Source organism: Pseudomonas alloputida (assembly GCF_021283545.2).
In the GTDB taxonomy this organism is placed as follows: domain Bacteria; phylum Pseudomonadota; class Gammaproteobacteria; order Pseudomonadales; family Pseudomonadaceae; genus Aquipseudomonas; species Aquipseudomonas alloputida.
This window is the reverse complement of sequence record NZ_CP128540.1, coordinates 5,245,946-5,258,780: the sequence shown is the minus strand read 5'-3', so window position 1 is coordinate 5,258,780 and position 12,835 is coordinate 5,245,946. Positions and strand designations below refer to the sequence as shown.

13 protein-coding genes are annotated in these 12,835 nt (G+C 62.4%); 6 read left to right on the top strand and 7 right to left on the bottom strand.

Annotation, left to right across the window (positions count from 1 at the left end; all coding sequences use genetic code 11):
- The first annotated feature begins 184 nt into the window (after nt 1-184).
- The gene (gene ttgR, locus LU682_RS24440) at nt 185-817 is read left to right on the top strand and encodes an efflux transport transcriptional regulator TtgR (protein WP_010952495.1); all 633 of its coding nucleotides are present in this window, start codon (nt 185-187) and stop codon (nt 815-817) included.
- Between the two features lie 117 nt (nt 818-934).
- Here the strand turns inward: ttgR and LU682_RS24435 are convergent, their stop codons facing one another.
- Nucleotides 935-2,386 (bottom strand): MDR family MFS transporter, encoded by a 1,452-nt coding sequence (locus tag LU682_RS24435; protein ID WP_010952496.1) that lies wholly within the window; start codon nt 2,384-2,386, stop codon nt 935-937.
- Nucleotides 2,387-2,767: 381 nt separating this feature from the next.
- On the opposite strand from LU682_RS24435, the gene LU682_RS24430 reads away from it, so the two are divergent.
- Nucleotides 2,768-3,637: an isocitrate lyase/PEP mutase family protein gene (locus LU682_RS24430; protein WP_003251963.1), complete on the top strand. Its 870-nt coding sequence runs from the start codon at nt 2,768-2,770 to the stop codon at nt 3,635-3,637.
- A 232-nt stretch (nt 3,638-3,869) separates the two neighbouring features.
- Here LU682_RS24430 and LU682_RS24425 read toward each other — a convergent pair whose 3' ends face one another.
- A complete protein-coding gene (locus LU682_RS24425; RefSeq protein WP_010952499.1) occupies nt 3,870-4,778 on the bottom strand; it encodes a LysR family transcriptional regulator in 909 nt (302 codons plus the stop codon).
- A gap of 183 nt (nt 4,779-4,961) precedes the next feature.
- Between LU682_RS24425 and LU682_RS24420 the strand changes: the two genes are divergently transcribed.
- Nucleotides 4,962-5,576, top strand: coding sequence for an NAD(P)-dependent oxidoreductase (locus tag LU682_RS24420; protein ID WP_010952500.1), 615 nt, complete (start codon nt 4,962-4,964; stop codon nt 5,574-5,576).
- A gap of 19 nt (nt 5,577-5,595) precedes the next feature.
- Here the strand turns inward: LU682_RS24420 and LU682_RS24415 are convergent, their stop codons facing one another.
- Nucleotides 5,596-6,471 (bottom strand): LysR substrate-binding domain-containing protein, encoded by an 876-nt coding sequence (locus tag LU682_RS24415; RefSeq protein ID WP_010952501.1) that lies wholly within the window; start codon nt 6,469-6,471, stop codon nt 5,596-5,598.
- A gap of 113 nt (nt 6,472-6,584) precedes the next feature.
- On the opposite strand from LU682_RS24415, the gene LU682_RS24410 reads away from it, so the two are divergent.
- A complete protein-coding gene (locus LU682_RS24410) occupies nt 6,585-8,222 on the top strand; it encodes a 5-guanidino-2-oxopentanoate decarboxylase (RefSeq protein WP_060488862.1) in 1,638 nt (545 codons plus the stop codon).
- 123 nt (nt 8,223-8,345) lie between these two features.
- Here LU682_RS24410 and LU682_RS24405 read toward each other — a convergent pair whose 3' ends face one another.
- On the bottom strand, nt 8,346-9,266 hold the full coding sequence (locus tag LU682_RS24405; RefSeq protein WP_010952503.1) for an AraC family transcriptional regulator: 921 nt from the start codon (nt 9,264-9,266) through the stop codon (nt 8,346-8,348).
- Between the two features lie 202 nt (nt 9,267-9,468).
- On the opposite strand from LU682_RS24405, the gene LU682_RS24400 reads away from it, so the two are divergent.
- Complete coding sequence (locus LU682_RS24400) at nt 9,469-9,762, top strand: putative quinol monooxygenase (protein WP_010952504.1); 294 nt, start codon at nt 9,469-9,471, stop codon at nt 9,760-9,762.
- Nucleotides 9,763-9,778: 16 nt separating this feature from the next.
- Nucleotides 9,779-10,045 (top strand): hypothetical protein, encoded by a 267-nt coding sequence (locus LU682_RS24395; protein ID WP_010952505.1) that lies wholly within the window; start codon nt 9,779-9,781, stop codon nt 10,043-10,045.
- Here LU682_RS24395 and LU682_RS24390 read toward each other — a convergent pair whose 3' ends face one another.
- The 3 genes from LU682_RS24390 to LU682_RS24380 all read right to left on the bottom strand — a co-directional run bounded on the left by LU682_RS24390 (nt 10,046) and on the right by LU682_RS24380 (nt 12,795).
- Nucleotides 10,046-10,651, bottom strand: a complete 606-nt coding sequence (locus LU682_RS24390; protein WP_010952506.1) for a flavin reductase family protein — start codon at nt 10,649-10,651, stop codon at nt 10,046-10,048.
- Nucleotides 10,652-10,770: 119 nt separating this feature from the next.
- The gene (locus LU682_RS24385) at nt 10,771-11,175 is read right to left on the bottom strand and encodes a hypothetical protein (RefSeq protein WP_049587354.1); all 405 of its coding nucleotides are present in this window, start codon (nt 11,173-11,175) and stop codon (nt 10,771-10,773) included.
- 300 nt (nt 11,176-11,475) lie between these two features.
- Complete coding sequence (locus LU682_RS24380; protein WP_010952508.1) at nt 11,476-12,795, bottom strand: MFS transporter; 1,320 nt, start codon at nt 12,793-12,795, stop codon at nt 11,476-11,478.
- Between the last annotated feature and the right edge of the window lie 40 nt (nt 12,796-12,835).

Sequence of the window (12,835 nt, the reverse complement as noted above, 5' to 3'; positions counted from 1 at the left end):
ATCCGGTGGATAAATAGCTTGCTAAGGAATATACTTACATTCATGGTTGTTTGTAAATACTGCTGGGTGGTACTCAGGTACAGCCTCAGCGCTTGATTAGCTTATCCGAGAGGCCCCGGCAGAGGTGCCCCCGGAGCGTTCCCCGCACGCGCTGCGCGTTCGGGCCAGATGAGGTTGTACTGCCATGGTCCGTCGAACCAAAGAAGAAGCCCAGGAAACCCGTGCCCAGATCATCGAGGCGGCGGAAAGGGCCTTCTACAAGCGCGGGGTTGCGCGAACCACCCTGGCCGACATCGCCGAACTGGCGGGTGTGACGCGGGGGGCGATCTACTGGCACTTCAACAACAAGGCCGAGCTGGTGCAGGCGTTGCTCGACAGCCTGCACGAGACCCATGACCATTTGGCGCGCGCGAGCGAAAGCGAGGATGAACTCGACCCGCTTGGCTGCATGCGCAAGCTGCTGTTGCAAGTGTTTAACGAGCTGGTGCTCGATGCCCGAACCCGTCGTATCAATGAAATCCTGCATCACAAGTGCGAGTTCACCGATGACATGTGTGAAATTCGCCAGCAGCGCCAGAGTGCGGTGCTGGATTGCCACAAGGGCATCACCCTGGCGCTGGCCAATGCCGTACGCCGGGGCCAGTTGCCTGGCGAGCTGGATGTCGAGCGCGCGGCGGTGGCCATGTTTGCCTATGTCGATGGCCTGATCGGGCGCTGGCTATTGCTGCCTGACAGTGTCGATCTGTTGGGTGATGTCGAAAAATGGGTCGACACCGGGCTGGATATGCTGCGCTTGAGCCCGGCTCTGCGCAAATGACACTTTGTTAAGGATTGTGAGGGAGTGTTTCCCCTTTGTGTTAAGGGGGTATTAAGGGCATGGCCGCCCTGCGGCTGTTCGCAGCACAAGGCGGCTCTTGCAGCGAGTGCGTAGCCTTCAGCGGCCGCGCAATTGCCGGTCGGGCAAGGCCAGTGCCGCAAGCAGTCCCAGCACCGCGACGACCGCACTCCCCATCAGCAGCTGCCGGAACGTTTCCAGCAACCGCCCCTGCGTCCCCGGGTCCACCTCTGCGGCCTTCAAGCTCCCCAGCAACGGATTACCCGACAGTTCGAAACCACCCTGATGCAGCAGTGCCAGCAACAAGCTGGACATGCACGCCACGCCCATGGCTCCACCCAACGAACGGAACAGGTTGGTGGTGCTGGTGGCCACGCCGATGTCCTTGCTGGCCACCGCGCTTTGTGTGCCCACCAGTGAGGTCGGGAATTGCAGCCCGCAGGCTATGCCGGTCAGCAGCATGAATAGCGCACTGAGCAACGCTGATTGCGGCGGGGTCAGTGCCATCGCGAAAATGGCCACTGGCATCAGCAGTGCACCGGCCAGGATCTGTGGCTTGTAGCGCCCGGTCCGGCTGGTCATGCGGCCTCCTGTGAAGGCGCCCATGGGCAGCCCCATGGCCAGCGGCAGCAGATGCAGGGCGGCGCTGTCGGCACCGGCGCCGGTAATGCCCTGGTAACGCAGGGGCATGAGCATGGTCAGCGAAATGGACTGGAAGCTGGCGAAGAAGATCACCGCCCAGCACAGCACTGCCACACGGTTGCCGAACAGGCTGAGCGGCAGCAGCGGCTCCGGGCAGCGGCGTTCGTGGGCGATGAATAGCGCCAGGCCCAGCAGGGCGCAGCCGAACAGCGCCAGCACGGCCGGGTCGGCCCAGGCGTGGCCCTGGCCCACCAAGGTGATGCCCAGCAGCAGGCTGCCAAGGCCGAGAATCAACAGCATGGCGCCAAGGTAGTCCACCTGTGCCTCACGACGCTGCACTGGCATGTCAGCGAGCGCACGGCGAATGGCCCACAAAGCAACCAGCCCCAGCGGCAGGTTGATCCAGAACACCCAGCGCCACGACAGGTACTCGGTCAACCAGCCGCCCAGCACTGGCCCGGCCACGCTGGCCGCGGCGTACATGCTGCTGAAGTAGCCCTGGTAGCGGCCGCGTTCGCGCGGGGGCACGAAGTCGCCAATGATTGCCTGGCTCACCGAGACCATCCCGCCTGCGCCGATACCCTGCAGTACACGGGCCAGCACCAATTGCGGCATGTCCTGGGCCATGGCGCAGGCAATGGAGGCCAGGGTGAACAGGCTGATACCGGTGAGGATCATCCGGCGCCGGCCGTAAAGGTCGCCCAGTTTGCCGTAGATCGGCACGGCCACGGTCATGGCCACCATATAACCGGAGATGACCCAGGCCAGCAGGCCGACATCGCTGAACTGCGCCGAGATGGCGGGCAGCGAGACAGCGACGATGGTCTGGTCCAGTGCGCCGAGGAAGATGGCCAGCATCAGGGCGGTGAGCACGTTGCGCAGGGCGGTGGGGGGCAGGGCGGCGGTCACGGGAATACCTTGTTTTGTCTATGGCGGCCCTTCGCGGGCAAGCCTGCTCTCACAGAAGCCCTCGGATTGTAACCTGAGTTAGGTAGCTTCCTATGTACTATCTGCATCCCCTATGCAAGATCGGCATTGGCGCATTCATCCAGTGCTGCATGGCTGCGTGATATCGTTGGTATGCCACAGAGGCTGAAATCCGGGGCTTGCACCAGGTTGGTGCAGCATATTGCCGCAGGTTTTTCAGTCCGCTGTCTCCCACACCTTTTATTCCTCTGCCTGCATGTCGAGCATGACCGCCCAGATGGCGACGGTTGGAACAGGTCAGGTAGACCCGATTACAGGGGTCGGTAGTTACCGTTCAAATTTCAACTTTTTTGCGGAGTGATCATGCCCAAGGCTTCCCACCAAGATCTGCGTTTTGCCTTCCGCGAGCTGCTCGCTTCAGGTTCCTGTTTCCACACTGCCTCGGTGTTCGACCCAATGTCGGCACGCATTGCCGCAGACCTGGGCTTCGAAGTCGGTATCCTCGGCGGTTCGGTCGCTTCGTTGCAGGTACTGGCTGCTCCGGACTTCGCTCTGATCACCCTCAGCGAGTTCGTCGAGCAGGCCACCCGCATTGGTCGGGTCGCGCAACTGCCGGTACTGGCCGACGCCGACCACGGCTATGGCAACGCACTGAACGTGATGCGCACGGTGATCGAACTGGAGCGCGCCGGTGTGGCCGCACTGACCATCGAGGACACCCTGCTGCCTGCCCAGTTCGGGCGCAAGTCCACTGACCTGATCCCGGTCGAGGAGGGCGTTGGCAAGATCCGCGCGGCGCTGGAGGCACGAGTCGATTCGTCCCTGTCGATCATTGCCCGTACCAACGCGGGCGTACTCAGCACCGAAGAAATCATCGTGCGTACCCAGAGCTACCAGAAGGCGGGCGCTGATGGCATCTGCATGGTCGGGGTCAAGGACTTCGAGCAGCTTGAGCAGATTGCCGAGCACCTGACCGTGCCGCTGATGCTGGTCACCTATGGCAACCCGAACCTGCGCGATGACGAGCGCCTGGCGCGTTTGGGCGTGCGCATCGTGGTCGATGGCCATGCGGCTTACTTTGCCGCGATCAAGGCCACTTACGACTGCCTGCGGCTGCAGCGTGGTCGGCAGAACAAGTCGGAAAACCTCAGTGCCACCGAGCTCTCGCACACCTACACCCAGCCAGAAGACTACATTCGCTGGGCCAAGGAATACATGAGCGTCGAAGAGTGATCGGCAGGGCGCCGTTCATTCAACGGACGGCGCTCAAGGTTGCACTGTGAGGCACGCAATGTGCCTGCTCGCAGCTATTGGCGACGCTGGGCTGGCTGCGTAGCAGTTCGGCGCGCCAGCAGGCTGAGCCATACAGCCCTGCGGCAGCGGTAAGGGCCATGACAAGGGCGACTCTTCTGGATTTGATGCCCATGGTGCTCACCTCCCGTGACCGCGATAGGGGTGTACGCCACTAGTATAGATCCCGATCCCACGCCGGTTCGTCCTTGAAACGCTGCACCAGGAAATCCAGCATGCTGCGCAAGGTCGCCGGCATGTGTTTGCGCGACGTATACACCGCATTCAGGTTCAGTTCACGCGGTTTGGCCTCAGGCAGCAGACGCACCAGTTCACCCCGGCGTATGGCGTCTGCGGCCTGGTAGGTTGGCAGCATGGTGATACCTGCGCCAGCCAGCGCAGCCCTTTGCAGGGTCATCACCTCGTTGGCACTGATGTTTCCGGATACGGGCACGGCGACCTGCTGGCCGGCTACCGCGAAATGCCACAAGCTGTGTCCGAAGTAGGCATGGGTCAGGCAGTTGTGCAGGCTCAGTTCCTCAACCCGTTGCGGCGTGCCTCGCTCATTCAGGTAGGCGGGTGCCGCGCACACGACCGAGCGGCACACACTCAGGCGCCGGGCGATGAGGCTGGGGTCCACGTCATTGCTGGTGCGAATGGCCAGGTCGATGCGCTCGTCCACCAGGTTGACGGTGCGGTCGAGCATCTGCAGTTCGACCTTCACGTCAGGAAAGCGCCGCACATAGGCGGCCACTGCATCCACCAGCTGTGCCTGGCCGAATGAGGTACTGACGCTGATACGCAGTGCCCCCCTTGGTGCGTCTTCCGGCTGCTGCACGGCGGCCTGCAGGTCGCCGGCCAGTTCCAGCAGTTGCCGGCAGCGAGGCAGGGTTTCCTGGCCGGCTGCCGTGAGGCTGAGCTTGCGCGTGGTTCGCTGCATCAGCCGCGTGCCAACCCAGTCTTCCAACTCTGCCAGGTAGCGCGACACGACCGGCCGCGATAATTGCAGATAATCCGCCGCCGCCGACTGGCTGCCCAGGTCGATGACTGTGACGAATACCCGCATGGCGTTGAGACGGTCCATGATTTGCCCGATTTCAGAAACAAACTATGTCTGAGCATCGCATTTTTTGTGACGAATCGGGTAACTAAGCTGTGCGCATTGTTTGCCGGAAGGCGTTATCCGAAGCCGGCAGACGAGAGCCCTGGCGCTGGCGGCGAAGGTCGCCAAGGGCAGTCATTTCGTTCAACTGATGGAGAGTATTTCATGAGCAAGATCGCAATCATCGGTGCCACTGGCCGCGCTGGCAGCCAGTTGCTGGAAGAGGCCCTGCGCCGTGGTCACCGTGTACTGGCCATTGCCCGCGACCCTTCCACGCTTGAAGGGCGAGAGGGTGTGACCGTCAAGTCGCTGGATGCCACGGATAGCGCGGCCCTGCAAGCAGCCGTCGCAGGTATGGACGCTGTGTTGAGTGCTGCGCATTTCTCGACAATGCAGCCGCACGCCATCATCGAGCCGGTGAAGCGCGCCGGGGTCAAGCGCCTGCTGGTGGTGGGTGGCGCCGGTAGCTTGTTGCTGCCGTCAGGGCATCGGGTGATCGACAGCCCGGATTTCCCAGAGGCGTATAAAACCGAGGCCAGTGCCGGCGTGCGTTTTCTGGAGGCGCTGCGGCGCGAGCCGAACCTGGACTGGACCTTCCTCTCGCCTTCGGCTGAGTTCGTTGAGGGTGAGCGCAGAGGTCACTATGCGCTGGGCAAGGATCATCTGTTGATCGGTGCGGACGGCAAGAGCTGGATCACGTTTGCCGACTATGCGATTGCCATGCTGGATGAGCTGGAGAAGCCGAAACACTCGCGGCAACGGTTTACAGTCGGCTATTGAGTCGCCTGCGAAAGGGCCGTCACAGGCTGGCCTGGCCCTCCAGCCAGTCCAGCAGTTCCAGCAGCCCGGGCGGTAAGCTCCTGGCCTGGCTCACCAGGTAATACCCCTTGCCTGTCAGCACCTTCAGCGCAAACGGCATGCACAACCGCCCACCGCGCAGGTCATCGCCAATCAGCGACCAATCGCCGATCGCCACCCCAGTCCCCTGCGAGGCCATGGCCATCGCCATGTCCAGTGTCTCGAAATGCTGTTTGGGTCCATGCGTGGCCAGCGTCATTCCAGCCGCCTGCAACCACAACCGCCAGTCGTGTTCATCCCGCGAGGGATGCAGCAGCATGTGCCTGGCCAGGTCTTCCACCTGCTGCAACGGCACCGGCCCTTCACGCAGTGACGGTGCGCACACAGGGGTCAGCTGCTCATCGAACAGCTTGCGCACCTGCAGCCCGTGGTTCGGTGCATCGCCGTAGACCACTGCCGCATCGAAGCCCTCGCGCCGCAAATCCACCCCGTGCTGCACGGTCGTGGTCAGCTCCACCGGTACGTCCGGGCGCAGTGCCTGCCACTCCATCAGACGCGGCAGCAGCCAGCGCATTACGCAGGTTGGTGCCTTCAGCTGCAAGGTAGTGCTGTGCTCACCCACCTCGCGCACCCCTTGTTCGATCAGGGCGAACACCTGCTGCACCCGTGGCAGCCAGTCCAGGCCTTCACGGGTCAGGCTCAACCCACGCGCCTCGCGCTTGAACAGGGCATAACCGAGGTGTTCTTCGAGGGCTGCAATCTGGCGGCTGACAGCGCCCTGGGTGATATGCAACTGCTGCCCGGCGCGGGTGAAGTTGCAGTGCTGGGCGGTGACCAGAAACGTGTGCAGGGCAGGCAGGGGCGGGAGACGTTTCATTGCAGTAAGCCATGATCAAAGGACATGGCTAGTATGTGTTTTTTTACATTGTGGCGATAGCCGTGGCTTGGGTCCAATAAGGGCATACCTAACAAGATTCATGGTGATCCCTGATGGCAACCTGCGGCGAAGTACTGGTCAAACTCCTTGAAGGCTATGGCGTCGATCATGTCTTCGGCATCCCCGGTGTGCATACCGTGGAGCTCTATCGTGGCCTGGCGGGCTCTTCCATTCGCCACATCACCCCGCGTCATGAGCAAGGTGCCGGGTTCATGGCTGACGGCTATGCGCGCACCCGCGGCAAACCCGGGGTATGCTTCATCATCACTGGCCCGGGCATGACCAATATCACCACTGCCATGGGCCAGGCCTATGCCGACTCGATCCCGATGCTGGTGATTTCCAGCGTGCAGTCCCGTGACCAACTGGGCGGTGGCTGTGGCAAGTTGCACGAGCTGCCCAACCAAGCCGCGCTGGTATCGGGGGTGGCGGCGTTTTCCCACACCCTGATGAGTGCAGCCGACTTGCCGCAGGTGCTGGCCCGGGCATTTGCCGTGTTCGACAGTGCCCGGCCACGCCCGGTGCATATCGAAATCCCGCTCGATGTGCTGGTTGAACCGGCCGACTTCCTGCTGCCGGGCCGCCCTGTACGTGGCAGTCGGGCTGGGGCTGCACCGCAGGCCGTGGCGCAGATGGCTGAGCGACTGGCCAGTGCACGTCGGCCGCTGATTCTGGCCGGTGGCGGGGCGTTGGCTGCGGGCGCTGCGCTGGCACGCCTGGCCGAACACCTTCAGGCCCCGGTGGCGCTGACCATCAATGCCAAAGGCTTGCTGCCAGCCAGCCACCCATTGCAGATCGGCTCGACCCAGTCGTTACCCGCCACACGGGCGCTGGTGGCCGAGGCCGACGTGGTGCTGGCGATCGGTACCGAACTGGCTGAAACCGATTATGACGTGACCTTCAAGGGAGGCTTCGAGATCCCGGGCAGGCTGCTGCGTATTGACATCGACCCGGACCAGACCGTGCGCAATTATCTGCCGGAGCTGGCGCTGGTAGCCGATGCCGAGCTGGCAGCCGAAGCGCTGCTCGGTGCCGTGCAAGCCCAGCCGCAGCCAGTGCACGAAAGCACTTGGGGCGTGGCCCGCGTGGCCGACCTGCGCAAGGTCCTGGCAGCAGACTGGGACCAGCCAACCCTGAGCCAGACACGTTTGCTGAGCGCCATACTGGAGCGCCTGCCTGATGCGATTCTGGTGGGCGACTCGACCCAACCTGTGTACACCGGCAACCTGACACTCGACATGCAGCAGCCACGCCGCTGGTTCAACGCCTCGACCGGTTACGGCACCTTGGGTTACGCGTTGCCAGCAGCCATGGGCGCCTGGTTGGGCAGTGCCGAGCAAGCCGTCGAACGCGCTCCGGCGGTGTGCCTGATTGGTGATGGTGGTTTGCAGTTCACCCTGCCGGAACTGGCCAGTGCAGTGGAGGCGCAGGTACCGCTGATCGTACTGCTGTGGAATAACCAGGGGTACGAGGAAATCAAGAAATACATGGTCAATCGGGCGATCGAGCCAGTCGGGGTGGATATCCATACCCCGGATTTCATCGGCGTGGCGCGGGCGTTGGGCGCGGCAGCAGAGAACGTGGCCGATATCGCCCAATTGCAGGCCGCGCTCGGGCAAGCGGTGGAGCGCAAGGGGCCGACCTTGATTCAGGTGGACCAGAATCAGTGGCAGGCCGCGGTGTTGGGTTGAAGCATTGCGATTGCCTGTTTCGGCCTCTCGCGCCTGCAGGCAGCGCGCAATTTTCGCATCTGTGCAAAAACCTGTAGGAGCGGGTTTACCCGCGAAAGCGCCGGTGCAGGAGAATGTTGAGCTTCAGACCGCAGTAGCCCGCAACCGAGCCACATCGCGAATCGGCGGCGCGCCGTAAAGCCGGCTGTATTCACGGCTGAACTGCGACGGGCTTTCATAACCCACCCGATAAGCCGCCACCGCCGCCTCCAGCCCGTCGTTCAACATCAGCCGCCGCGCCTCCTGCAGGCGCAGCTGCTTCTGGTACTGAAGCGGGCTCATCGAGGTCACGGCCTTGAAGCGGTGGTGCAAGGTCGAGGTGCTGAGGTTGACCTCACGGGCCAGGTCCTCGATACGCAGCGGTTGTTGGAAGTTGTTGTTGAGCCAAGTGATGGCCTGGCAAACCCGGTGGGTCTGGCTGTTGGCCAAGGCAATTTCATACAGCCGGTAACCCTGCGGCCCACGCAGCAGGCGGTAGAGAATCTCGCGGCGGAACAGCGGCGCCAGCATTGCGATGTCGCGAGGGGTGTCCAGCAGCCGCAGCAACCGCAGCAGGGCATCGAGTAACGCGGCATCTGTCCTTTCCACATACAAACCACGGCCGGAAGGTCGATTGGGTACCAGCATTGGCCCGCTCTCGGCGATCAGTTGGCTGATCTCCGCCGGGTCCAGGTCCATGCGCAGGCCCAGGCTTGGGTTCTCGGGGCTGGCATCCAGCCTCACGGCGCTGAGTGGCAAGGTCACCGAAACGACCATGTAATGCAGTGGGTCGTAGGCGTACTGCTCGTCACCCAGGAACAGGCTTTTGCTGCCCTGGGCAAGGATGCACAGGGCAGGCTGCGCCAGGGTGGGTACAGAACGTACATTTTCGGTGTAACGCACCAGGTACAGGTCATCGATGGCCGATGCTGGACCAAAGGGCTCGCCCGCATGGCGGTTGATCAGCTCGGCCAGCTCCAGGCGCTGCAGTTCCAGGGTCGGTTCGGTGGACGTGGCGGTGGTCATGATGGCTTTCCTCTGCTGACCGACGCAGCATAGGTTTGGGCAAAGACGGGCGCTAGTCGAAAGCTGCATGTGGATTGCCTGATCCTGCCGCGCTGCAGGATCAGGCAATCGACATGCAGTAATGGCCTAACGCGCCGCGCGGGTGAGCGCCTAACCTTGGCAGCCTGGCTTTTCCGTCCGCCTGCTTCAAGGAGATTGTGCAATGACCCTTAAACAACCGGTCACCCACCTTGCTTTCATCCGTGCCAGCAGCGGGCGCTCGGCAGAGCTGGGCGCGCGCCTGCGTGACCTGCTCGAGCCCTCGCTGCGTACACCGGGTTGCCTGAGTTTTACCGTGCAGCGTTCTCAGGCTGATGCTGACCTGTGGTTGCTCAGCGGAAGCTGGCAGGACCAGCAGGCGATGAGTGGTTACTTTGCTTCGCCGACACTGGAGGTGTTCGGTGAACTGGTGCAGGCCCAGGTGGTCAGCAGCCTGGACTTGCATACCTTCGACTGAGCGTGGATGAGGTAAAGTGACGCTCTTGTTCAACAACCCGGACAGCAACATGGCACGTAGGGAATTCACTCATTTCGAAGCGGTATCGGCGATGGTGCCGGTGGAAGGTGGCGGCTATCACGCGGCCATCGCGGTCAAAGCCTTGGGCATGGGCGGCGCGCCGCGCTTTCACAAGGTTCTCGACGGGCAGGTGTTCAAGGGCGCCGTGGCCGCCGACGAGGCGGCCACCGCCGAGCTGCAACGCCTGCAGGGCGTCAGCGAAGAGGGTGAGCTGGTCTGGTGATCAGGCCGGCGGCCGGGCCATCTTGAACAGGTTGCCCAGCTCGAAATAATCCGCCGGGCCACCCCCACGCAGGATCGGCTCGGCGGCAGCGGTATCGTAGATGCCGTTGTTCAACAGGTGCTCGGCAATGTGCACCGCCACCACTTCTCCAAGGATCAGCCAGCTGGGCACCTGTTCCTGGTCGGCCCGCTTGAGCTGGACGATCTGGCTGACCTTGCACTCGAAGGCTACCGGCGTTTCACCCACGCGCGGCACCTTGACGATGCTAGACGGTGCGGCAGTGAGGCCGCTCAATTCGAATTCGTTCACTTCGGCAGCGACCGGTGCGCAGCTCAGGTTCATTTGCTCGGCCAGTGGGCGGGTGGCCAGGTTCCAGACGAACTCACCGGTCTGCTCGATGTTGTTCAGGCTGTCTTTGCGCCCGACGCTGCAGAAACCGATGATCGGCGGGATGTAGTTGAACGCATTGAAGAAGCTGTAAGGCGCCAGATTCAGGCGGCCTTCGCGGTCCTGAGAGGAGATCCAGCCGATCGGGCGGGGACCGACGATGGCATTGAACGGGTCGTGCGGCAGGCCGTGGCCTTTGGCGGGTTCGTAGTAATACATCTGTGCTGGGCTTGTTGGCCCTACCTCCTGGTGGACAAGGTGCCTAGTGTGCCAAGCCTGAGCTCGCCTGCAAATGATCAAGCCCGGCCGAAGCCGGGCTGGGTGCTCGCAATCAGGTATCAGCTGATGCGGTGCGCGTTGGTGCGGTCGAAGCCGTCTTCAGCGAAGCGTTGGCCACCGGTGCGGTCGAAGCCGTCTTCAGCGAAGCGTTGGCCACCGGTGCGGTCGAAGCCGTCTTCAGCGAAGCGTTGGCCACCGGTGCGGTCGAAGCCGTCTTCAGCGAAGCGTTGGCCACCGGTGCGGTCGAAGCCGTCTTCGGCGAAGCGCTGGCCGCCGGTGCGGTCGAAGCCGTCTTCGGCGAAGCGTTGGCCACCGGTGCGGTCGAAGCCGTCTTCAGCGTAGCGGGGCGACTGGGTTTGAACTGCGGCAAAGGTGTGAGCGTCGGTCCGGTCGAAGCCATCTTCGGCGAAGGCGCCAGCTGCGAAAACCGAGAGGGCCAGGGTAAGGATCAGTTTGTTTTTCATGGTCGTTGCTCCAGGGGTTTGTGAGTTGTTTGTTTCTATGGGTTTAATCCTACGCCGAATAATTTGATTAAAAAGCGCAAAAAATAGTGCTAAATAATCCATTTGTTCGATGTATTTGGGCGCGTATGTCGTGCTTCAGGCCGCAAGGCTGGCTTGGGAGCGTTCGCGCGGGCGCCAACGTTCTGCCAGCCATTGCAGCTTGATAAGGTGGAATTAATAGGGCGTTAAGAAGGAAAAGTCTGAATAGAAAAGGGGCGCTCCATGCAATGGGGCGCCCCTTTTAGTACTGCCAGGCCAGCGTTACTCAGTGGTAATCCGCGAGTGCTGCTTGGTGTCTTTCATGGTCGCGTAAACCAGCAGCGAGCAGGCGATACAGGCGGTGACGTACCAGTAGAAGCCGCTCTCCATCCCGGCGCTCTTGAACCACAGGGCCACGTATTCGGCGGTGCCGCCGAAGATCGACACCGTCAGGGCATACGGCAGGCCAACGCCCAGGGCGCGAATTTCGGTAGGGAACAGCTCGGCTTTGACCACGGCGTTGATCGAGGTATAGCCGCTTACGATGATCAGTGCGGCCATGATCAGGAAGAACGCACCCCACCAGGTCTGGATGGTGTGCAGGGTGCTGAGGATGGGGACGGTGAACAGGGTGCCGAGCACACCGAAGGCGATCAGGATCGGACGGCGGCCGATCTTGTCGGACAGACCACCGATCATCGGCTGCAGGCACATGAACAGGAACAGCGTGGCGGCCGAGATGGTGGTCGAGTCACTGATGCTCATGCCCACGGTGTTGACCAGGTATTTCTGCATGTAGGTGGTGTAGGTGTAGAAGGCCAGGGTGCCGCCCATGGTCAGACCGACGACGGTCATCAGCTCCTTGGGGTGACGCAGCAGGGTGCGCATCAGGCTTTCCTTGGCCTTTTCCTTCTTGGTGAACGAGGCGGTTTCTTCCATGCCGCGACGCAGGTACAGGGCCACCACGGCGCACAGCGCACCGATCACGAACGGCACGCGCCAGCCCCAGGCGTACAGCTGCTCGGTGGTCAGGGTCTGTTGCAGGACGATCAGTACCGCCAGGGCGATGAGCTGGCCGGAGATCAGGGTCACGTACTGGAAGCTGGAGAAGAAACCACGGCGCTCCTTGCTGGCCATTTCGCTGAGGTAGGTGGCCGAGGTGCCGTATTCACCACCCACCGACAGGCCCTGCAGCAGGCGCGCGATGACCAGCAGGACAGGTGCGGCGACGCCGATGGTTTCGTAACCCGGGGTCAGGGCGATGACCAGCGAGCCTGCGCACATGAGCAGGACCGACGCCATCAGCGCGGCCTTGCGGCCCTTGCGGTCGGCGTACAGGCCCATCAGCCAGCCACCGATCGGGCGCATCAGGAAGCCCACGGCGAAGATCGCGGCGGTATTGAGCAGTTGTGCGGTGGAGTCGCCGGCGGGGAAGAAGGCCTTGGCGAAGTACAGCGAGAATGCGGCGTAGACGTACCAGTCGTACCATTCGACCATGTTGCCGATGGACCCGCTGAAAATCGACTTCAGGCGGCTGGCGGTGGTTTTTTCTGCGGCAGGCGCGGTGGCCGCCCCGGCAGGCAGGGAGGTGGCGTTATCCATCAGGGATACCTTCTCGTTGTTTTTGTGGAGCGCGCCGTGG

Coding starts and splice junctions, on each gene's coding strand:
- LU682_RS24405 (WP_010952503.1), bottom strand. CDS start 9,266: ATGACCACCGCCACGTCCACCGAACCGACCCTGGAACTGCAGCGCCTG.
- LU682_RS24385 (WP_049587354.1), bottom strand. CDS start 11,175: ATGAAAAACAAACTGATCCTTACCCTGGCCCTCTCGGTTTTCGCAGCT.
- LU682_RS24410 (WP_060488862.1), top strand. CDS start 6,585: ATGGCAACCTGCGGCGAAGTACTGGTCAAACTCCTTGAAGGCTATGGC.
- LU682_RS24420 (WP_010952500.1), top strand. CDS start 4,962: ATGAGCAAGATCGCAATCATCGGTGCCACTGGCCGCGCTGGCAGCCAG.
- LU682_RS24390 (WP_010952506.1), bottom strand. CDS start 10,651: ATGTATTACTACGAACCCGCCAAAGGCCACGGCCTGCCGCACGACCCG.
- ttgR (WP_010952495.1), top strand. CDS start 185: ATGGTCCGTCGAACCAAAGAAGAAGCCCAGGAAACCCGTGCCCAGATC.
- LU682_RS24400 (WP_010952504.1), top strand. CDS start 9,469: ATGACCCTTAAACAACCGGTCACCCACCTTGCTTTCATCCGTGCCAGC.
- LU682_RS24415 (WP_010952501.1), bottom strand. CDS start 6,471: ATGAAACGTCTCCCGCCCCTGCCTGCCCTGCACACGTTTCTGGTCACC.
- LU682_RS24380 (WP_010952508.1), bottom strand. CDS start 12,795: ATGGATAACGCCACCTCCCTGCCTGCCGGGGCGGCCACCGCGCCTGCC.
- LU682_RS24425 (WP_010952499.1), bottom strand. CDS start 4,778: ATGGACCGTCTCAACGCCATGCGGGTATTCGTCACAGTCATCGACCTG.
- LU682_RS24430 (WP_003251963.1), top strand. CDS start 2,768: ATGCCCAAGGCTTCCCACCAAGATCTGCGTTTTGCCTTCCGCGAGCTG.